The sequence below is a fragment of the Comamonas sp. w2-DMI genome (assembly GCF_040187735.1).
Taxonomy (GTDB): Bacteria; Pseudomonadota; Gammaproteobacteria; order Burkholderiales; family Burkholderiaceae_C; genus Comamonas; species Comamonas terrae.
Genome location: NZ_JBANEL010000006.1, coordinates 85,291 through 104,118 on the forward strand (window position 1 = coordinate 85,291; position 18,828 = coordinate 104,118).

General features: G+C 69.7%; 16 protein-coding genes. 4 read left to right on the forward strand and 12 right to left on the reverse strand.

Annotated elements, in window-relative coordinates; translation table 11 throughout:
• Positions 1 to 128: 128 nt before the first annotated feature.
• Both V8Z74_RS08510 and V8Z74_RS08515 read right to left on the reverse strand, forming a co-directional pair.
• On the reverse strand, positions 129 to 1,355 hold the full coding sequence (locus tag V8Z74_RS08510; protein ID WP_245633360.1) for a patatin-like phospholipase family protein: 1,227 nt from the start codon (positions 1,353 to 1,355) through the stop codon (positions 129 to 131).
• Positions 1,356 to 1,479: 124 nt separating this feature from the next.
• The gene (locus tag V8Z74_RS08515; RefSeq protein WP_349708982.1) at positions 1,480 to 2,043 is read right to left on the reverse strand and encodes a restriction endonuclease; all 564 of its coding nucleotides are present in this window, start codon (positions 2,041 to 2,043) and stop codon (positions 1,480 to 1,482) included.
• Between the two features lie 206 nt (positions 2,044 to 2,249).
• Between V8Z74_RS08515 and apbC the strand changes: the two genes are divergently transcribed.
• The gene (gene apbC / locus V8Z74_RS08520) at positions 2,250 to 3,341 is read left to right on the forward strand and encodes an iron-sulfur cluster carrier protein ApbC (protein WP_349708872.1); all 1,092 of its coding nucleotides are present in this window, start codon (positions 2,250 to 2,252) and stop codon (positions 3,339 to 3,341) included.
• A 64-nt stretch (positions 3,342 to 3,405) separates the two neighbouring features.
• Here the strand turns inward: apbC and V8Z74_RS08525 are convergent, their stop codons facing one another.
• A complete protein-coding gene (locus tag V8Z74_RS08525) occupies positions 3,406 to 4,290 on the reverse strand; it encodes a LysR family transcriptional regulator (protein ID WP_349708873.1) in 885 nt (294 codons plus the stop codon).
• A 50-nt stretch (positions 4,291 to 4,340) separates the two neighbouring features.
• Here V8Z74_RS08525 and V8Z74_RS08530 point away from each other — a divergent pair, with 50 nt between their 5' ends.
• Positions 4,341 to 5,288 carry a DMT family transporter gene (locus tag V8Z74_RS08530; protein ID WP_349708874.1) on the forward strand — a complete coding sequence of 316 codons (948 nt, stop codon included), beginning with the start codon at positions 4,341 to 4,343 and terminating at the stop codon, positions 5,286 to 5,288.
• 147 nt (positions 5,289 to 5,435) lie between these two features.
• Here the strand turns inward: V8Z74_RS08530 and V8Z74_RS08535 are convergent, their stop codons facing one another.
• The 4 genes from V8Z74_RS08535 to V8Z74_RS08550 form a co-directional block, all read right to left on the reverse strand.
• Entirely contained in the window at positions 5,436 to 5,918 is a 483-nt protein-coding gene (locus V8Z74_RS08535) for a low molecular weight protein-tyrosine-phosphatase (RefSeq protein WP_349708875.1), read from the reverse strand.
• Positions 5,915 to 6,325: a hypothetical protein gene (locus V8Z74_RS08540; RefSeq protein WP_349708876.1), complete on the reverse strand. Its 411-nt coding sequence runs from the start codon at positions 6,323 to 6,325 to the stop codon at positions 5,915 to 5,917. Before V8Z74_RS08540 ends, V8Z74_RS08535 begins: the two co-directional genes overlap by 4 nt.
• A 345-nt stretch (positions 6,326 to 6,670) precedes the next feature.
• Positions 6,671 to 7,666 (reverse strand): Bug family tripartite tricarboxylate transporter substrate binding protein, encoded by a 996-nt coding sequence (locus tag V8Z74_RS08545; protein ID WP_349708877.1) that lies wholly within the window; start codon positions 7,664 to 7,666, stop codon positions 6,671 to 6,673.
• A gap of 2 nt (positions 7,667 to 7,668) precedes the next feature.
• Entirely contained in the window at positions 7,669 to 8,751 is a 1,083-nt protein-coding gene (locus V8Z74_RS08550; RefSeq protein ID WP_066477912.1) for an adenosine deaminase family protein, read from the reverse strand.
• 70 nt (positions 8,752 to 8,821) lie between these two features.
• Here V8Z74_RS08550 and V8Z74_RS08555 point away from each other — a divergent pair, with 70 nt between their 5' ends.
• Positions 8,822 to 9,736: a LysR family transcriptional regulator gene (locus tag V8Z74_RS08555; protein WP_349708878.1), complete on the forward strand. Its 915-nt coding sequence runs from the start codon at positions 8,822 to 8,824 to the stop codon at positions 9,734 to 9,736.
• Here the strand turns inward: V8Z74_RS08555 and V8Z74_RS08560 are convergent.
• Positions 9,701 to 10,468, reverse strand: coding sequence for a sulfite exporter TauE/SafE family protein (locus tag V8Z74_RS08560; RefSeq protein WP_349708879.1), 768 nt, complete (start codon positions 10,466 to 10,468; stop codon positions 9,701 to 9,703). The genes V8Z74_RS08555 and V8Z74_RS08560 overlap by 36 nt on opposite strands.
• Positions 10,469 to 10,545: 77 nt before the next feature.
• Between V8Z74_RS08560 and V8Z74_RS08565 the strand changes: the two genes are divergently transcribed.
• Positions 10,546 to 13,083, forward strand: a complete 2,538-nt coding sequence (locus V8Z74_RS08565; RefSeq protein WP_349708880.1) for an ABC transporter permease — start codon at positions 10,546 to 10,548, stop codon at positions 13,081 to 13,083.
• A gap of 108 nt (positions 13,084 to 13,191) precedes the next feature.
• On the opposite strand, the gene V8Z74_RS08570 is transcribed toward V8Z74_RS08565, so the two are convergent.
• The 4 genes from V8Z74_RS08570 to V8Z74_RS08585 form a co-directional block, all read right to left on the reverse strand.
• Positions 13,192 to 14,412, reverse strand: coding sequence for a PepSY-associated TM helix domain-containing protein (locus V8Z74_RS08570; protein ID WP_349708881.1), 1,221 nt, complete (start codon positions 14,410 to 14,412; stop codon positions 13,192 to 13,194).
• 4 nt (positions 14,413 to 14,416) lie between these two features.
• Complete coding sequence (locus V8Z74_RS08575) at positions 14,417 to 16,903, reverse strand: TonB-dependent receptor (protein ID WP_502879491.1); 2,487 nt, start codon at positions 16,901 to 16,903, stop codon at positions 14,417 to 14,419.
• 369 nt (positions 16,904 to 17,272) lie between these two features.
• A complete protein-coding gene (locus V8Z74_RS08580) occupies positions 17,273 to 18,232 on the reverse strand; it encodes a FecR domain-containing protein (RefSeq protein ID WP_502879489.1) in 960 nt (319 codons plus the stop codon).
• Entirely contained in the window at positions 18,229 to 18,708 is a 480-nt protein-coding gene (locus tag V8Z74_RS08585) for a sigma-70 family RNA polymerase sigma factor (protein ID WP_349708985.1), read from the reverse strand. Before V8Z74_RS08585 ends, V8Z74_RS08580 begins: the two co-directional genes overlap by 4 nt.
• Positions 18,709 to 18,828: the final 120 nt, after the last annotated feature.

The following is an 18,828-nucleotide window of genomic DNA, read 5'->3' on the forward strand; positions in this document are numbered from 1 at the left end:
CTGTCGGCCTCCGCGGGATGCTCCTGAAAAAGAAGCTGCCCGCGCGTGATCTGGTTGAAGATCAATGAATATCCATGCCCAATCCAATGGACGGAAGGCGCTAGGTGCTCCTGATTGGGTAGCGTGGCTCATTCGTCCGGTGCCGGGGCCGCCGGGACATGCCGGGGCCCGGGCCAGCCCAGGAACTCGGCGATCTCGCCGCTGCGCGCCAGCGCGTCGCGCCGCCCCAGCGCCAGCAGCTCGCGCGTGTAGCTTTGCTCGAACAGAAGATAGCTGGCCAGCGCGCCGTCGCGCATGGCGTCGCCCGCGTGGCTGCGCACGCCCAGCGTGCTCAGCAGCGCGCGCACCGACAGCGGCAGCTGGTCGATATGGCGCGTGGCAATGTCGTCCACGGGTTCGGACGGCGTGATGCTCAGCACCTCGATGGGGCGCAGCTGGCTGTGCACGCGCTCGGCCGGCGAGATCAGCGCCAGCGTCTGGTTGATGCGCTCCGCGCGCTCTATGTCCACGTTCAGCGTGTCCAGGAAGATGCTCGACAGCGCATGGCCGGCCACCTGGGCCAGCGTGGGGTAGCCGGCATCGGCCACGGGCTGCTCGCCCGGCTGGCCGCGCCGCCGGCCCGGGTCGATCACCATGATCTTCTGCGCGCCCAGGTGGATGGCCGGGGCCAGCGGCGCCGTCTGGCGCATGGAGCCGTCGCCGAAATATTCCACATGGCCGTCCAGCGGCAGGGCCACGGCCGGAAAGAGAAAGGGCAGGGCGGCCGAGGCCAGCAGGTGCTCGCGGCCCAGCTGGGCCGGCACGGCCCGGCGCTGGTTGCGCACCCAGGGACTGAGCGCCTGCCGGGTCTGGAAGAAGGTGACGTGCTGGCCGCTGCTGTAGCTCGAGGCCGTGATGGCCAGCGCATGCAGATGGCCGTCGACCACGAGCTGGGGCAGGCGCTCGAACGGCATGAGATCGCTGGCCAGCAGCTTTTCCAGCGGCGTGTTGTCCAGCAGCGAGCGCGGCCGCGTCATGCCCCAGCGGGCCAGGGCCCAGCCCAGCGACAGCAGGGTGAGCCAGCGTGCGCCGCTGCGCAGCACGCTCAGGGAGTCGGCACGGTAGATGTCCTCGGTGTGCATGTTGCGCCAGACATGGGCCATGCGCCGCACGGCGCTGTCGAAGTGGTCGCAGTGGCAGGCCAGGGCCGTCACGTTGATGGCGCCCGCCGAGGTGCCGGTCAGCACGGGAAAGGGGTTGGGGCCGTGGCGCAGGCCGCAGTCGCGGCGGATTTCGGCGATCGCCTCGAGCACGCCGACCTGGTAGGCGGCGCGCGCGCCGCCGCCGCTGAGCAGCAGGCCGGTGCGCGCGATCATGGAGGACGGCGCGGAGGCTTCGGCGGGGGGATTTCCCGGGACGGGCAAAGAGGGAATGCTTGCGGCCACCATGGCCGCAGTGTGCCTGCAATGGCCACCCCTGTCCTGGGGCGCTTCCCCGGGGTCAGCGCTTTGGCTTGGCGATCAGCGTCGCCAGCGCAGTGCGGTCCAGCACCATCACGCCATGCTCGGCCGCCCAGGTGGCCGCATTGCCGCCCAGGGGCTGCATGGCGACGTAGACGCTGGCGCCCGCCTGCTGGCGCCGGGCTGCCTCGGCCAGCTCGCGCAGCGGCTCCACGCCGTGGCTGGCCGCCTTCCAGCGCCTGGCGCTCACCACCAGGGCCTGGCCGTTGCGCTCCAGCAGCAGGTCGGCTCCGGCCATGTCCAGGCGCTGCACGGTATAGCCCTCGGCCTGCCAGGCCGCTTCCAGCTGGGCGCAGAAGTCGCTCCAGGACTGCTGGCGCAGCGTCTCCTCGATCTGCGCCAGGCGCGCCGGGCTGGGCGCGCGCATCTGCCTGTAGAACGCCATGCAGCCCACGATGAAGAACGGGAAGGCGCCCAGGGCGGCGAACGGCGAGATGTCCTTGGGAAATACGGCCAGCGACACCAGCGCCACGGCGGCGCAGATCGCAAAGCTGATCCACCAGCGCGAGCGCAGCAGGATTGCAAACAAGGAGTTTTCGGCCATCTTCAGTTTCACGGACTGTCTCTCTATCGGTATCTGTGGGGCGGCGCCGGCGGGGCGCAAGGCAAGCCCGCATTGTCTCTCGGGCGGCGGCGCATGGCCGCGATCCCTGTGCGCGGCGGCGGAGATCGCCGGCACGCACTAGGGTTGGAAGCGTTCGCTAGACTATCCCTCATCCGAGAAATCACCAGAACAATCCTCCACAAGCAATGGCAGTTACTGAACAAGCGCTCCTGGCCGCACTCTCCGGCGTGCTCGATCCGCATACGGGCAAGGACTTCGTGAGCACGCGCGCCGTGCGCAATCTGCAGATCGCCGGCGGCGATGTGTCCTTCGAGGTGGAAATGGGCTATCCGGCCCGGAGCCTGCAGCCCGCGCTGCGCAGCCAGTTCATCGCGGCGGCCAGGACGGTCGAAGGCGTGGGCAATGTCTCCGTCAACATCGCCACCAAGGTCGCGGCCCATGCGGTGCAGCGCGGCGTGCAGCTGCTGCCGGGCGTGAAGAACATCATCGCCATCTCCTCGGGCAAGGGCGGGGTGGGCAAGAGCACGACCACGGCCAACCTCGCGCTGGCGCTGGCCGCCGAGGGCGCGCGCGTGGGCATCCTGGATGCCGACATCTACGGCCCCAGCCAGCCCATGATGATGGGCGTCTCCGGCAAGCCCGAGAGCACGGATGGCAAGACCATGGAGCCGCTCGAGAACCACGGCGTGCAGGTCATGTCCATCGGCCTGCTCGTCAACAACGACCAGGCCATGATATGGCGCGGCCCCATGGCCACGCAGGCGCTGGAGCAGATGCTGCGCCAGACCAACTGGAAGGACCTGGACTATCTGCTGGTGGACATGCCGCCCGGCACCGGGGACATCCAGCTGACCCTGGCCCAGCGCGTGCCCATGACGGGCGCCGTGGTCGTGACCACGCCGCAGGACATCGCGCTGATCGACGCCAAGAAGGGCGTACAGATGTTCGAGAAGGTGGGCGTGCCCATCCTGGGCCTGGTGGAGAACATGGCGGCCCATGTCTGCACCCAGTGCGGCCATGTGGAGCACATCTTCGGCGCCGACGGCGGCAAGAGGATGGCGGCCGAGCAGCACATCGACTACCTGGGCGCGCTGCCCCTGTCGCTGCAGATCCGCCTGCAGGCCGACAGCGGCAGACCCACGGTGGTGGCCGAGCCCGACAGCGAGGCTGCCCAGGTCTACAAGAAGGTGGCACGCGACCTGGCCGTGAAGGTGGCCCTCAAGGCGAAGGACTTCACGAGCAAGTTTCCGACCATCACGGTGAGCCAGGGCACCTGAGCCCGGCGGCCCGCCCCTTGGCCTCTTGAAGAACAACGCCCGCTATCTGCGGGCGTTGCCGCATCTAGCCGAAGCGCTTTTTCTTGGCCATCTCGCGCGCCAGCGCCACAAAGCCGGCCGCGGCCGGCGACAGGCGCTCCAGGCTGCGCACGGCCAGGCCCGTGACGCGGCGCTGGCGCGGCGAGAGGCTGCGGTAGACCATGCCGGCCGGCGGCTCTGCGGGTACGGCCAGCCGCGCGGCGATCGCGGTCGCCTGCCCCTGGGCCACGAAGCCCAGCATCGAGGACATCTGCTCGAAGTGGTAGATCGCATCGGGCTGGGCGCCGGCTTCGGCCAGGAAGCGGTCGATCTGCACGCCCGAGCCGGCCGAGGTGCGGATGAAGGACTCGCCCTGCAGGTCCGCGGCGCGGATGCTGCGCTGGCCCGCAAGCCGGTGTGCGGCCGGCAGCAGGGCCACCAGCTCGTCCTCGACCAGGGGGATGGTCTCGAAGCGCTCGTCGGGCAGCACCACGAAGCCGATTTCCACGCGCCGCTCCAGCAGCCACTTGACCACGGTGTCGTCGTTCTGCTCGTCCACCTGGACTTGCACGGCCGGCTGGCGGCGCCGATATTCGGCAAGCAGCTGCGGCAGCAGCCGCAAGGAAGAGGTCGCGCCGAACGAGGCCACGCGCAGCGTGCCGCGCGCCATGCCGCGCTCGGCATCGGCTTCCTGGCGCAGCGCCTCTTTCTGCTGCAGGATGTCGTTGGCGCGCTGCAGCAGGCGCGTGCCCGCATCGGTCAGCGAGGAGCTGGGGCCTTCGCGCCGCACCAGCTGGACCTGAAGCTCTCCCTCCAGCGCGCGCATGGCGTGGCTGACGGCGCTCTGGGTAATGCCCAGCAGCGCGGCCGCACGTGAAAAACTGCCGGCGCGCGCCAGCGCCGCGAACACTTCGAGTTGGGTGAATGTCATGAATGTTTGCTCATTTGTCTATGAGGCTGCATGAAGACATAGTACGCGCCATGATGACCCGTGATTCCTTTGGCCCGCACCTGCGGCTTGTCGGCATGGCCCTGCTCTGGGGCGCTTCCTGGCCCGCGGGCCGCGTGATCGCCCAGAACATGCCGCCGCTGGCTGCGGCCAGCCTGCGCTTTGTGCTTGCCGTCATGGTGCTGCTGCCCTGGATGTACTGCGCCGGCGGCTTTGCCGGCCTCAAGGGCTGGAGCGCGAGGCGCTGGCTGGGCATGGCAGCCGCCGGCGCCACCGGCGTGTTCGGCTATGCCTCGTTCTTCCTGCTGGGCCTGCAGCATGTGCCGGCCGGCAAGGCGGCGCTGGTCATCACGCTCAATCCCGTGGTCACGCTGCTGCTGGCCGTGTGGCTGTTTCGGGAGCGCATCAATCGCGTCATCGCCTCGGGCATGCTGCTGGCGGCGCTGGGGGCCGTGGTCGTCATCTCGCACGGCCGGCCGCTGGAGATCCTGCAAGGTGCCGTGGGCACCGGCGAGGCGCTGATCCTGGGCTGCGTGGCCTGCTGGGTGTCGTACACGCTGATCGGCCGCTGGCTGCTCACGGGCGTGGATGCGCTTTCGGCCACGGCCGTCACGTCCACCGTGGGCGCCGTGCTGCTGCTGGCCGCCAGCCTGGTCGTGGAAGGGTCTGCGGGCCTTGCCGCCGCCCTTCACGGCACCTGGCAGGCCTGGATGGCCCTGCTATTCCTGGCCTTTGGCGCCACGGCCCTGGCCTATGCCTGGTATTTCGACGGCGTCAAGGCCCTGGGCGCGGGCGCGGCCTCGGGCTATATCACGCTGGTGCCGGTGATCGGCGTGGTGTTCTCTGCCCTGCTGCTGGGCGAGGAGATCGATGCCTCCATGCTGGTGGGCGGCGCCATGGCCGTGGCCGGCACGGTGGTCATGAACTGGGGGCGCAGGCCGGCAGCAGCGGCCCTGTCCACGAGGCGGGTGGCGGGTTAACTCCCTCGCTGCCGCAAAGCGCGCGTATCCGCCTGCCCGGGCATGGGCGCATGCGCCATGGGCAGGAACACGACCGCGCCCAGGCTCACAGACCTGCTGGCCATCTGAGCGCTTGCATATGCGCCTGGCGCGGACCGGTGGGGCCGCCTAGGCGCGCGTCACGGAGGCGAGCACGCCCGCGCAGGCGTCTTCCACCAGGTCGAGCACATGCTCGAAGCCCTGGACGCCCCCGTAGTAGGGATCGGGCACTTCGCGGTCGGTATGGGTGCGGCAGAAATCGGTCAGGCGGCGCAGGCGCGTCAGCCGCTCGGCGGGGCACAGGCGGCGGGCGGCGGCCTCGTTGGCGCCATCCATGACCAGTACCAGATCGAAATCGTCGAAGTCGCTGGCCTGCAGCTGGCGCGCGCGCTGCGGGCTCAGGTCGTAGCCGCGTTTTCGGGCATGGGCCTGGCTGCGCGCATCGGGCGCTTCGCCCACGTGGTAGCCATGGGTGCCGGCGGAGTCCACGGCGATGCGGTCGGACAGGCCGGCATCGGCCACCATTTTCTCGAGCACGCCATGGGCCGTGGGGCTGCGGCAGATGTTCCCCGTGCAGACCATGAGCACGCGAAACGGACGGCCGGCAGTCATGGCTGGCCCTCTTGCTCGCGGGCCTTGAGATGGGCAGCCAGCTGAGCCTCCAGTCCACCGATCTGCAGCTGCAGCTGGCGCAGGCTGCTTTGCATGGTCAGGCCCAGCAGGCGGCGCATGGCTTCGAAGAACAGCACCATGAACAGCACGACCGGCAGAACGCCCCAGCGCAGCCACGGCGATGCATGGTTGGCCCAGGCCACGATGCAGACCGCCACGGCCATGGCGACGGCCAGGTAGTTCCACTTTCTGGAGCGCTGCATCTTCAGCGCGTATTGCTGTGCGGTGTTTTCGAGTTGCTGGCCCGTGGCCTGGAGCCTGGCCAGCGATGCCTGGACTTCTTCCAGGCTTTGGGGGATGGGTGCGTTGTCGGAAGGCATGGAGCCATTGTAGGAAGTGCGGGTCACCTCCAGGCTCCATGCCTTAGAACGTGTTGACGATCTCCTCGCGCCGCGACAGCGGCCTTGCGGGATGGGATGCTAGGGGGCGGCCCCCCGCGCCCAATACCGCAGCAATAGCCGTGCTATTGCGAGGATTGGCGCGGCCGGCTAGGCAACGACGCAGACCGCCCCTGACCCGGGCGGCCGCAAAGCCGATGTCCCTAAGGGTTGGAGCGCAATCGGGCGATTTCTTCGCGCTGTCTCTGGCCTGCACCCCGGTGCAAGCAAGAGACAACGCTTCGAACTCATCCCGATTGCGCTCCAACGCGGCTGCGTAGAGATCGTAAATACGTTCTTGGTCGATTGCGGTGCTCAATCTGCCGAGATATGGGCGTTCTTGACGATTTCCGCGTAGCGCGCCTGCTCCTTGCGCACGAAGGCGCCGAAGTCCGCCGCGCTGCCGCTGGCCGCCACGGCGCCCTGCTCGGCGAGCTTGGCCTTGATATCGGGCGCGGCGAGCACGGCATTGAGTTCCTGGTTGAGCCGGGCGACGATGGGCGCGGGCGTACGGGCCGGCGCGAAGATGCCGGACCAGGACACCATCTGGTAGCCCTTGAGCGCCGGGGTCTCGCCGACGGTGGGCACCTGGGGCAACTCGGGCAGACGCTTGTCCGAAGTCACGGCCAGGGCCTTGAGCTTGCCGGACTGGATCTGCGGAATGGCTGTCACGCTGATCAGCATGGCCAGGTCCACCTGGCCGCCGACCACGTCGGTCACGATCTGGCCGCCGCCGCGGTAGGGCACGTGGACCAACTGCATCTTGGCGCGTTCGCTCAGCCGCTCGGTCGCCAGGTGCAGGATGGTGCCTATGCCCGAGGTGGCATAGCTGATCTTGCCGGGCTGCTGCTGGGCCAGCCTGGCCAGTTCGTCGAGGTTGCCGGCCGGCAGGCTGCTGCGGGCCACCAGCACCATGGGCGCCGTGTTGACCATGGCCACGGGCGCCAGGTCCTTGAGCGCGTCGTAGCGCACGGCGGCCGGGTTGACGAGCTTGGCGATGGCGATGGGACTGTCCGCGCCCATGACCAGGGTGTAGCCGTCGGCGGCCGCATGCACGCCCTTGTTGACGCCGATGGCGCCGCCGGCGCCGGCCACGTTGTCGATGACCACGGACTGGTGCAGGCGCTCGCCGAGCTTCTGTGCGACCAGGCGGGCCGTCACGTCCACGCTGCCGCCGGCGCTGAAGGGCACGATCAGCGTGATGGGCCGCGCCGCGGGCCAGGCGGGATCGGCGGCATGGCCGGCGCCGGCACACAGCGCAAGGCTGCAGAAGAAGGCGGCGAGTGGGAAGGATTTCTTGAACTGGAACATGGTCAGGCCTGTGCGGTGGAAAGATGGGTGGCGCGCTGCGCGTCGAACTCGGCGCTCCACTGGCGGCGCAGTTCGGCTTGCTCGGCAGGGGTGATCCAGGCGGCGTCTATGCCGTTGAGCATGAAGCCCTTGAGATCGTCAATGGAAAAACCGAAGTCGCAGACCATCTTGCTCCAGGCGCCCGTGGGATCGACATGGTGCAGCGTGGGGTCGTCGGTATTGGGATGCACGCGCAGGCCCAGGCCCGGCATCTGGCGGATCGGGTGGTCCAGCGCCCAGCGCTCGGGCGGGAGCGTGCGCAGATAGTAGGAATTGGTGGGCACCACCGTGAACACGATGCCCCTGTCGGCGCAGCGCCGGGCCAGCTCCGGGTTGTCCACCACGGTGTAGCCGTGGTCGATGCGGTCCACCTGGAGCACGTCCAGCGCGGTCTGGAGATTGTTCCAGGGCAGGCCGAATTCGCTGGCGTGGGCCGTGGTCTTGAGGCCGCTCCGGCGGGCCAGCGCATAGGCGTCCACGAACAGCTCGGGCGGGCGCTCGTTCTCGCGGTAGTCGATGCCTATGCCGGGCACCTCGTCATGGCGGTGGGCGAGCATCCATTCGACCATCTCGACGGCGGCCGCGGCCGGTGCCTCGCGGTCGATGGACGGCACCAGGCGCCCGCGTATGCCGCAGTCCTTGAGCGCATCGGCCGCGCCGGCCAGGATGGCGGCCTGGGCGGTCTCGTAGCGCATGCCCGAGCACTGCACCGTGCCCGTGGGGTTCCAGAAGAACTCGGCATAGCGCACGTTGTGCGCGGCCGCGTCCTGCAGGTATTCGTAGGTGATGCGGTGCAGGTCGTCGCTCGAGCGCAGCAGCCACTGGTCCAGGGCGCGCAGCACGCGCAGCACGCCCACGGGCTTTTCGCCACGCGTGTAGAAGGCCTCGATTTCCTCCAGCGTCAGCGGCGCCCTGGCGCGCTGCACGAGGTCGATAAAAGTGTTCTTGCGCACGGTGCCCAGCAGGTGGCAGTGCAGCTCCATCTTGGGGATGGCATGCAAAAAGGCGGACAGCTCGGGTGTGGCGCAGGTGGGGGCAGCATTCATGGCCCGCATGCTAGGCCGGCAGCAGCCATAAATAAAATGATTTAATTTGATAGGTCTATCCAGGTGATTTATGGCAAACCTGCATGTGCCCAGCCTGCGCCAGTTGCGGGCCTTCCTGGCCGTGGCGGAAAGCGGCAGCTTCAGCCAGGCGGCCCAGCAGCTGTCGTTGAGCCAGCCTGCGGTCTCGGCCAGCATCCGCGAGCTGGAGTCGCTGCTGGGCGCGCGCCTGATGGACCGCGGGCCGCATCACATGGCGCTGACCGAGGCCGGCCGCACGCTGCTGCATGAGGCGCAGTGGCTGGTGGCCAGCTTCGACCGCGGCGTGGGCCGGATGCATGCCGTGCTGGCCGGCGGCCAGCAGACCGTGCGCATTGCCTGCCTGCCTTCGGCCATGCACCTGCTGGCGCCGGCCCTGGCGCAATGGCAGCGGCAGCAGCCGCAGGTGCGAGTGGAAATCTCCGATCCCCTGCATGAGGAACTGATCGCCCAGCTGCGCGGCGGCGCCGTGGACATGGGCATCACCACCGAATTGGACATGCCGGCGGGGCTGCACACCACGCCGCTGATGGAGGACGAGCTGGTCGTGCTGCTGCCGCCGGGCCACCGCCTGGCGCAGGATGGCGGGCCGCTGCGCTGGCGCGCCTTGCGCGGCGAACGGCTGGCCCTGTTCGCGCGCGGCAGCACCTACGAACTGGCCGTGGCCACCCTGCGCCAGCAGCGCATCGCCCTGGACGAGGCCATGCGCATGCGCTACAGCGAGTCGCTGTACAGCCTGGTGCAGGCCGGCCATGCGGTGGGCGTGATCTCGCGCCTCTACACCCAGGGCGTGGCCACGCCCGCGCTGCAGGTGCGGCGCCTCACGGCGCCCGTGATCGGCCGGCGCCTGGCCCTGATGGTCAATGGCGAGCCCGGGCAGCAGCGGCCGCCGGTGGCCGCCTGCCGGGCCTTTCTATGCGAGCGCCTGGGCGCCCAGGCGCAGCCATAGCTTGGGGAGGGCGGAGACCAGCAGGGCCAGGCCCGAGAAGGTCAGCAGGCCCAGCACGATCTGGCGAAAGCGCATGTCGCTGATGCCGATGTAGACGCGCGTGCCGATGAAGCTCGGGATCAGCATGGCCGGCAGCACGGTGGCGAACCAGGGCCACATGGACCGGGTGACGATGCCCGAGGCCAGATAGGTGCCCATGGTGACCAGCAGCATGGACAGGTTGAAGTTCTGGATGATGGCGCGCTGCACGTCGCGCTCATAGCCGCGCAGCGTGCACCACAGCGTGGGCAGGGTGCCGGTGAAGCCGCCGATGCCGCCCATGATGCCGCCGGCCAGCCCGACCGCGCCGTCGGCCAGCCGCCCGTCGGCCGCGAGCCGGGGCAGGCGCTGCGACAGCAGCATGGCCGGGCACCACAGCACCAGCAGCAGCCCCAGGACGAGGCGGAACCAGTCCATGTCCAGGCGCGGCAGCAGCGACACGCCCAGCGGAATGCCGGCCAGGCCGCCGAGCAGAAAGGGCGCCAGCTGCCGCCAGTCGAAGCCGCGGCGCACGGAAAAGGCCGCGACCAGCTGGCCCGTGAGCGCACCGAACACGGCCAGCGTGGCGGCCAGCCGGGGCTCCAGCACCCAGGCCCAGAACGACATGGCCACCATGCCGAAGGCAAAGCCCGACAACCCCTGCACGAATCCCGCGACGGCGGCGCCCAGGGCGACAACGATGAATATTTCCATGGCCTTCCTCTTTCCCGCATTGTGTGCGGATTCCGCGCAACCGCCGGGGCAAGCGCGCCTCGGTTATCGTGCGGGGCATGCATGAATCTTCTGTCTGGACTCTGGGTTGGCGCAGCCTGTGGCGCGATGTGCGCGCGGGCGAGCTGCGCCTGCTGGCCGTGGCCGTGCTGCTGGCCGTGGCGGCGCTGACCTCGGTGGGCTTTTTTGCCGACCGCCTGCAGGGCGGCCTGCAGCGCGATGCGCGCCAGCTGCTGGGCGGCGACGTGGTGGTGGTCAGCGACAATCCGGCACCCGCCATCTTTGGCGAGCATGCCCGCGCGCAGGGCATGCAGACCGTGGCTTCGGCCAGCTTTCCGACCATGGCGCGGGCCGATCAGGCCAGGGGTGGTGCCAGCCAGCTGGTGGCGCTCAAAAGCGTGGAGCCCGGCTATCCGCTGCGCGGCGTGCTGCATCTGAACCAGGGACCGGGCCAGCCGGATCTGGAGGTCAGGGCGATTCCCGAAAGCGGCCACGCCTGGGTCGATGCCGCGCTGCTGGAGGCGCTGGGCCTGAAGCTCGGCGATGAGCTGCTGCTGGGCGATGCGCGCTTTCGCCTCTCCCACGTCATCGCCATGGAGCCCGACCGCGGGGCGGGCTTCATGAGCTTTGCGCCGCGCGTGATGATCAGCGGCGCTGACCTGCCCGCCACGCGCCTGGTGCAGCCGGCCAGCCGCATCACCTACCGCCTGGCCGTGGCCGCAGCGCCCGAAGCGGGCCGAGCGGGAGAGCTGGCCGCGCAGCGCTATCTGGCCTGGGCCCAGGAGCAGGCCAGGGCCGGGCACGGCCTGCGCATAGAGTCGCTGGAAAGCGGCCGCCCCGAGATGCGCCAGACGCTGGACCGTGCCGAGAAATTCCTGAGCCTGGTGGCGCTGCTGGCCGCGCTGCTGTCGGCCGTGGCCGTGGCGCTGGCCGCGCGCGGCTTTGCCAACAGCCATCTCGATGCCTCGGCCATGCTGCGCGTGCTCGGCCAGAGCCAGCGGCGCATTGCCGGCGCGTATGCGGTGGAGTTCGTGCTGGCGGGACTGGCGGCCAGTGCCGCCGGCGTGCTGCTGGGCTGGGCCATCCACCATGTGTTCGTGCTGATGGTGGCGGGTCTGGTGCAGACAAGCCTGCCGGCCGCCGGCATCTGGCCCGCGCTCATGGGGCTGGGCATGGGCATGACCCTGCTGCTGGCCTTCGGGCTGCCGCCGGTGCTGCAGCTGGCCCAGGTGCCGCCGCTGCGCGTGATGCGGCGCGACCTGGGCAGCCTCAAGCCGGCGTCGCTGTCGGTGCTGGTGGTGGGCGTGGCCGGCTTCGCGGGCCTGCTCATGGCCGTGAGCCGCGATCGGCAGCTGGGCCTGATCGCCGTGGGCGGCTTTGCCGCCGCCGTGCTGCTGTTTGCGGCACTGGCCTGGCTGGCCGTCGGGCTGCTGCGGCGGCTGGTCAACGAGGCCACTGCGCCGCGCTGGCTGGTGCTGGCCACGCGCCAGGTCTCGGCGCGGCCGGCCTATGCCGTGGTGCAGGTCAGCAGCCTGGCCGTGGGCCTGCTGGCCCTGGTGCTGCTGGTGCTGCTGCGCACCGACCTGATTGCCAGCTGGCGCCAGGCCACGCCGGCCAATGCGCCCAACCGCTTCGTGATCAATGTGCAGCCCGACCAGGCCAGTGACTTCCAGGCCGCGCTGGCCCGTGCCGGCGTGCGCAGCTACGACTGGTATCCGATGATCCGCGGGCGGCTGGTGGCCGTCAACGGCCGCGAGGTCTCGCCCGACGACTACGCCGAGGACCGGGCCAAGCGGCTGGTGGACCGGGAGTTCAATCTATCGACGACCACGGTGGCGCCTGAGCACAACCAGATCGTGGCCGGGCGCTGGTCGCCGGGCGAGGCCGGCGCCGTCAGCGTGGAAGAGGGCATTGCCAAGACGCTGGGCCTGCACATGGGCGACGTGCTGCGCTTCGACATCGGCGGCGAGCTCAGCGAGGCACGCATCACCAGCCTGCGCAAGGTGGACTGGGGCTCCATGCGCGCCAACTTCTTCGTGATCTATCCGGTGCAGCACCTGGACAACGTGGCCGTCACCTATCTGGCGGCCTACCGGGCGCCCGAGGTGGCGGGCTTCGACAATGCGCTGGTGCGCGAGTTTCCCAACATCACCAATGTGGACCTGAGCAGCACGCTAGCCCAGGTGCAGCGCGTGATGGACCAGGTGATCCGCGCCGTGGAATTCCTGTTCGGCTTCACGCTGGCCGCGGGCCTGGTGGTGCTGTTCGCGGCCGTGACGGCCACGCGCGAGGAGCGGGCGCGCGAATACGCCATCATGCGCGCCGTGGGCGCCCGCGCCGGACTGCTGCGCCAGGTGCAGAGCGCGGAGCTGGCGGGCGTGGGCCTGATGGCCGGTTTCCTGGCCAGCTGCGTGGCGCTGGCCGTGGGCTGGGCGCTGGCGCGCTGGGTATTCGATTTCAGCTGGAACGTGCTGTGGTGGGTGCCGCTGGTCGGTGCCCTGGCCGGCGCGGTGCTGGCCTGGCTGGCCGGCTGGTGGGCGCTGCGCGAGGTGCTGCAGCGCCCGGTGATGACGACGCTGCGCCAGGCGGCGGAGTGAAGCCCGCGCGGCAGCAGATGCGTTGAAGCATTCTGAATAGCGGCCATCGCCTTTCCAGCAACAAATACAGAGTGATTCATGTCTGGATTCATTGTGGGACAGGCGGTGTCAGCTCTTCTTTTTGAAGGTCCAGCGCAAGACTCCCGCGATGCACAGCGCGGCCGTTCCCAGCCCCGCAAGGCAGATGAGCACGCGCCCGGGCAGGCCCCAGAGCTTGCCCGAATGCAGCGGATACATCCAGACCAGAAAGCGGTCGGCGCCGGTGCCGCTGGGGTAGCCGAAGCGCGCCAGCAGGCTGCCGCTGCGGCTGTCGATGAAGATCTGCTCGTAGCGCACGCGCCAGGCCGCCTCGCGCAGGCCCGGCTCCTTGAAGGCGATGCGGTACGCGCCCTGCTGCGGCAGCGGCGCCAGGTACCAGGGCTGGTAATGCCGGGCCTCGGCGGGCAGCAGGCTTTGCGCCTGCTCCAGGGCCTGGGCGGCGGACAGCTGCGCGCCGGCCGGCAGCCGGCCATCGGCTTGCCGCCCATCGCGCTGCGGCAGCCGGGCGAGCGGGTGGGGCGTGATGTGGCCGAAAAGGCTGACCACAGGCTTGAAGACCTCGTTGCCCAGGTTCAGGTAGATGCCGGTCAGCGCGCTGCACAGGGCCAGGGGCAGCAGCCACAGGCCGAGGGCGCGGTGCAGGTCGTTGACGAAGCGAAAGCGCGGGCCTTTCCACGGCATCTGCCAGGCCGGCCGCCAGCGCGCCAGGTAGGCGCGCTGGCGCGTGCCCCGCGGCAGCGCCGCCGCCCTGCCTCTTTGCCGCGCGGGCAGGGTGAGATACAGCCCCGCCAGACTCAGGCCCAGCCACGCGATGGCGGCGCCGCCCAGCAGGCGGTTGCCCAGCCGGCCCGGCAGCGTGAGCGTGCGGTGAAAGCGGTTGAGCCAGGGCATGAGATGGGCGCGGTCGCCCTGCCAGGCGCCCCACTGGCGCCGGCCCAGGATGCGGGCCGTGGCCGGATCGACGAACAGCCTGTCGAAGCTCGGCGCCGCCGCCGCCGGCCCGCCCGCCTGCGGGCGTGGCGCGACATGCACTTCGCGCGCCTCGCCCGGCGGCGTGTCCAGCGGCATCTGCGCCACGCGCACCTGCGGCTCCTGCGCTTCGATGCGGGCGATGAGCGCATCCACCGGCATGGCCTGCTGCAGGTTGCCCGTGCGAAACAGCTGCGGGTTGAGCAGCCGGTCCAGCTCGTGCTCGAAGGCGATCAGGCTGCCCGTGATCGCGCTGATGCACAACAGGCCGGCGACGGTCAGGCCGCACCAGCGGTGCAGCCGGCGAAACAGCGCCTTCACCGCGTCACCATGTGTGGGCGTAGCTGATCTTCAGCACCGCGCCGGCCGCGGGCAGGCGGCTGGTGTTGTTGTTGCTGCGCAGCAGCTGGCTGTAGAGCGGGAAGTAGTGGCGGTTGAACAGGTTCTCCACGCCGAAGGAGACGCGGTTCTTGGCATCCAGGCGCCACTGGCTGATCAGGTCCACCGTGGTGTAGCCGCTGGTGTCGTAGCGCCCGAAGCTGGTCCTGCCCTGCAGACGGTAGTCCTTGGAGGCGTAGGAGGTCAGCTGCACCCTGTGGCTCCAGCTGGCGCTGGGCCGGTACTGGGCATAGGCCGTGACCTTGAGCGGCGGTATGCGGTAGCCCGTCATGTCCTGGGCACTGGCGGCGCCCTGCAGGCGCTCGCGGCCCGCCATCCAGGTCAGGCTGGCACCGGCGCTCCAGCGGTCGTCGTCGCTGTAGTAGTCGAGGCCGCCTTCGATGCCGTGGATCTTCTCGCGCGTGCGCAGCAGCGTCAGGCCGTTGTTGAAGCTCTGCACGGCGCCCAGGTCGGACTGCGACTGGAAGACGCTCAGATTGGCCATGACGTTGGAGAACTTGCCGCGCCAGCCGATTTCGTAGGTATCGGTCTTGATGGCCTGCAGGTTGGAGTTGCCGATGTTGAAGGCCGGCGTGGCATTGCGCACCACCACGCCGATGTCGGGCAGCTCGAAGCCCTGGCTGTACGAGGCGTAGAACTCCTGGCCCTTGGCCGGCGTGTACACGGCACCCAGGTTGTAGGTCCAGGCGCTGTACCTGACCGTGCCGCCGGCCACGGACTGGGGATCGGGCACGCGCGACTGCGAAAGTGGCGTGAAGTCGTTGAAGCTGGCCTGGGCGCGGTCGTAGCGCACGCCGCCCTCGGCCGACCACCGGTCGCTGAAGCGGTGCTGCAGCTGGGCAAAGGCGCCGATGCTGCGCGTGGTCACGGGCGGCATGTAGGTCAGCCGGCCGGTCTTGCGGAACACCAGGCCGCCGCTGGCGTCGTAGGCCCGCGGATCGAACACGTCGATGGGCATGTCGGTGCGCTCATGGTTGAAGTCGGCGCCCCAGATCAGCAGGCTGCTGCGGTCCTGGCCGAACGGCGTCTTGACGGTCAGGCGGCCGCCGAACACGTTCGAGTTCTGCATGGACTGGTCCACGTTGGCGCCGCGCACGGGCACGGCGCGGGCGTCGAAGGGGGCAAAGCGCGTGTAGAAATCGCGGTAGTAGAGCTGGGCGGCCAGCGTGCTGCCCGCCAGGTCGCTGTTCTCGTAGTCCAGGCCCAGCATGGTGTTCCTGATCTGGTTCTGGTCGGCCAGCTCCAGGCCCTTGATCGGCTTTGCCGAGGCCATGCCGGGGGGCAGCCGGGCCACCGAAGGGTCGGAGGCATAGGACGTGTCCTGGCTGGCGTTGTAGTGGCTGGCCGACAGCTGCAGGCGCTGGCGCGCATCGAGCTTGAAGCCGACCTTGGCCGAGGCGTTGTAGATGCTGGAGTCGAACAGGTCGCCCTGGCTGGGCTCGGGCGCGATGCGTGCGCCCCGTGCATCGTAGGAGCCGCCGTTGTGGCGGGCGCCCAGGCTCACCGAGTAGTCCACGCTCTCGTTGCCGCCGGACAGGTAGTGCTGCACTTCCGCGCCCAGGCCGGCCGCGCGCGGGCGCGACAGCGGGGCGGTGCCGGTGACCACGGTCTCGGCCTGCACTTCGCCGCTGGGGCGCTTGGTGCGGATGGAGATGATGCCGCCGGCCGCGCCGCTGCCATAGATGGCGCTGCTGCCGCGCAGCACCTCGATCTGCTCGATGTCCGCAGGGTTGATGTTGGCCAGGTTCCTGGAGGAGTCGCGGTTGGTGTTCAGCGGCACGCCGTCGACGAGGATGAGCATGTTGCGCCCGCGCAGCGTCTGGCCATAGTCGGTGATGGTGTGGCTGGAATCGGCCATGCCGGGCACGGCCTTGCTCAGCACGGTGGCCAGGCTGTCCGAGCCCTGCCTGAGCTGCTGCACCTCCTCGCCTTCGAGCACCGTGACCTGGCGCGTGGGGGCCACCAGGTTGTTCTGGGTGCGGGCCGTGACGGTGACGGCCGCCAGCTCGGCGCCATCGCCTGCCCGCGTATCCCCGCCAGAACCGGCACCTGCGCCCACGCCGGCGGCGGCCTGGAGCGTCGCGGCCTGCGCACCGGCCTGCGCGGCTTCCAGCACATAGTTGCCGGGGCCGGCCTGGCGCGCCCTGAGCCCCGTGCCCTGCAGCAGGCCGGCCAAGCCGCCGTCAACGGAAAAGCGCCCGGACAGGCCCTGGGTGCGCAGCGAGCCCAGCCGGTCGGGGTCCAGGCTCAGATTGATGCCGGCCTGCGTGGCAAAGGCCATCAGCGCCGGACCCAGCGGGCCGGGCGGAATCTGGAACGACGTGGAGGCGTGAGCCTGGGCCGGCACGGGCTCCCCCGCCTGCGCCGCGCCCAGCTGCAGGCCCAGCGCGGCGCCGCCGATGAGGGCCGTCATGGCGGCCTGCGCCACCCGCCGCCGTGGCGGCAGGACGGAAGGGGCGCAGGGCAGGGAGCCGGGGGAGGAAAGGCGGATTGCGGGCATAGGTTCGATCCTGGTCGCTGTTAAATGAAAGGCTTCACTGCACATGACAGGCGAGCCGCAAAAACCGGACAGCGGAGGACAAAAAAAATCTGCAGTCGGGCCGCCTAGGCCAAAACGGAGAAGCCGTACAGGCCCCCTGGGGACGTAGCGCCACCGCACGCAGCGTGACAAACCTGGCCTTGGACATGTTTTGCCGCCGGGCCGCCCCAAGGCAAAACGGCGAAGCCGTACAGGCCCCCTCGGGGGGCAGCGCCGCCGCACGCAGTGCGGCAAGCGTGGGGGCTATTCCCCCGTCACAGTCACCCAATAGCGCGTGCGGCTGCGCACGTTCACCGGCAGGGTCTGGGCCAGCAGCTCCAGAATGCGGTCCGTGTCCCGCAGCTGGAAGGCGCCCGAGACGCGCAGCTCGGCCACCTGCGGATCGCACAGCAGCAACCCCTCGCGGTAGCGGCCCACCTCGGCCAGGAAGTCCTGCAGCCGCATGCGCTCGGCATACAGCATGCCGTGGGTCCAGGCGTCGGGCGCGGCGGCGAGGGGGGAGGGCGTGGCGGCCGTGCGCGCATCGAACGCCAGCTGCTGGCCGGCCTGCACGATGACGGAGCTGCCCGAGCGTGCCGGCGTGACTCGCACCGCGCCCTCCAGCACGGCAAGCCTGGTCCTGCCCTGCTGCCTGCGCACGATGAACCGCGTACCCAGGGCCTGCATGCGGCCTTCCTCGGTCTCGACCACGAAGGCCCGGGCGGCGTATGCGGGCGTGTGCGCGGTTTCGACCAGGATTTCCCCGGCATGCTGGCCCACCCGCCGGGCCTGGGCGTCGAAGCGGACGCTGATGGCCGAATCGGTGTTCAGAAGAACCCGGCTGCTGTCGGCCAGGGTGATGGAGCGGCTCTCGCCCCTGGCGGTGCGGTAGTCGGCGCTCCAGACCTGCCAGGGCAGGTGGCGCCAGCCCAGCCAGCCGAGCGCGGGAGTGGCCAGCAACAGCGCGGCGTGGCGCAAGGCCTGGCGGCGTTTGCTGCGCCGGCGCGGACGGTTGAGCACCGCCATGCCCAGGGCAGGGGGCAGGCTGCCCAGGCGTTCCTGCAACTGTTCGGCGCACAGCCACACCTGCTCGTGCGCGGGGCTGCGGCTGCGCCAGCGCGCCAGCTCCTGCCGCTCGGCGGCGCTGAAGCTGGAGGAATGGCTTCGGGCCAGCCAGTGCGCGGCCTCGTCAAGCAGGCGGGCGTCCACGGGCCCCATGCTCATGCCTCCAGCATGGCGCGCAGGCACTGCCGGAAGCCCTGGGCCATGTAGCGCGTCACGGTGCGCACGCTCAGTTCCATCTGCGCCGCGATGTCTTCATAGGACAGGCCTTCGAGCTGGGACAGCAGAAAGGCGGTGCGGACCGGAGGCGGCAGCTCGTCGAGCAGGGCGTCCAGCTCCTCCAGGGTTTCCAGCAGCATGGCGCGCGCCTCGGGGGAAGGAGCCGTGGGCTCGGGCAGCAGCTGAAGCGAGGCTAGGTAGGCCTGCTCCAGCGAATGGCGCTCCAGGTGGTTGATGAGCAGCCGCTTGGCCACCATGGTCAGGTAGGCGCGGGGCTCGCGCAGGTCCTGCAGGGCCTGGGCCCGGGTTGCCGTGCACAGGCGGGCGAAGGTGTCCTGCGCGATGTCGGCCGCATCGCAGCGGTTGCCCAGCTTGCGCTGCAGCCATGCCACCAGCCAGGGGTTGTGCTGCAGGTACATGCTGCCCAGCGTCTGGCGGCTGTCACTATCGGCGGGTATGGACACGGGAAAATCGGTTGGCGTCAAAGATGGCCGGATTCTACATAAATGATATTTATTCTCATTATTGATATGCCATGC

Coding starts and splice junctions, on each gene's coding strand:
- V8Z74_RS08550 (WP_066477912.1), bottom strand. CDS start 8,751: ATGAATGCTGCCCCCACCTGCGCCACACCCGAGCTGTCCGCCTTTTTG.
- V8Z74_RS08575 (WP_502879491.1), bottom strand. CDS start 16,903: ATGACGGCCCTCATCGGCGGCGCCGCGCTGGGCCTGCAGCTGGGCGCG.
- V8Z74_RS08580 (WP_502879489.1), bottom strand. CDS start 18,232: ATGAGCATGGGGCCCGTGGACGCCCGCCTGCTTGACGAGGCCGCGCAC.
- V8Z74_RS08565 (WP_349708880.1), top strand. CDS start 10,546: ATGCATGAATCTTCTGTCTGGACTCTGGGTTGGCGCAGCCTGTGGCGC.
- V8Z74_RS08535 (WP_349708875.1), bottom strand. CDS start 5,918: ATGACTGCCGGCCGTCCGTTTCGCGTGCTCATGGTCTGCACGGGGAAC.
- apbC (WP_349708872.1), top strand. CDS start 2,250: ATGGCAGTTACTGAACAAGCGCTCCTGGCCGCACTCTCCGGCGTGCTC.
- V8Z74_RS08525 (WP_349708873.1), bottom strand. CDS start 4,290: ATGACATTCACCCAACTCGAAGTGTTCGCGGCGCTGGCGCGCGCCGGC.
- V8Z74_RS08510 (WP_245633360.1), bottom strand. CDS start 1,355: ATGATCGCGCGCACCGGCCTGCTGCTCAGCGGCGGCGGCGCGCGCGCC.
- V8Z74_RS08530 (WP_349708874.1), top strand. CDS start 4,341: ATGATGACCCGTGATTCCTTTGGCCCGCACCTGCGGCTTGTCGGCATG.
- V8Z74_RS08585 (WP_349708985.1), bottom strand. CDS start 18,708: ATGTACCTGCAGCACAACCCCTGGCTGGTGGCATGGCTGCAGCGCAAG.
- V8Z74_RS08555 (WP_349708878.1), top strand. CDS start 8,822: ATGGCAAACCTGCATGTGCCCAGCCTGCGCCAGTTGCGGGCCTTCCTG.
- V8Z74_RS08545 (WP_349708877.1), bottom strand. CDS start 7,666: ATGTTCCAGTTCAAGAAATCCTTCCCACTCGCCGCCTTCTTCTGCAGC.
- V8Z74_RS08515 (WP_349708982.1), bottom strand. CDS start 2,043: ATGGCCGAAAACTCCTTGTTTGCAATCCTGCTGCGCTCGCGCTGGTGG.
- V8Z74_RS08560 (WP_349708879.1), bottom strand. CDS start 10,468: ATGGAAATATTCATCGTTGTCGCCCTGGGCGCCGCCGTCGCGGGATTC.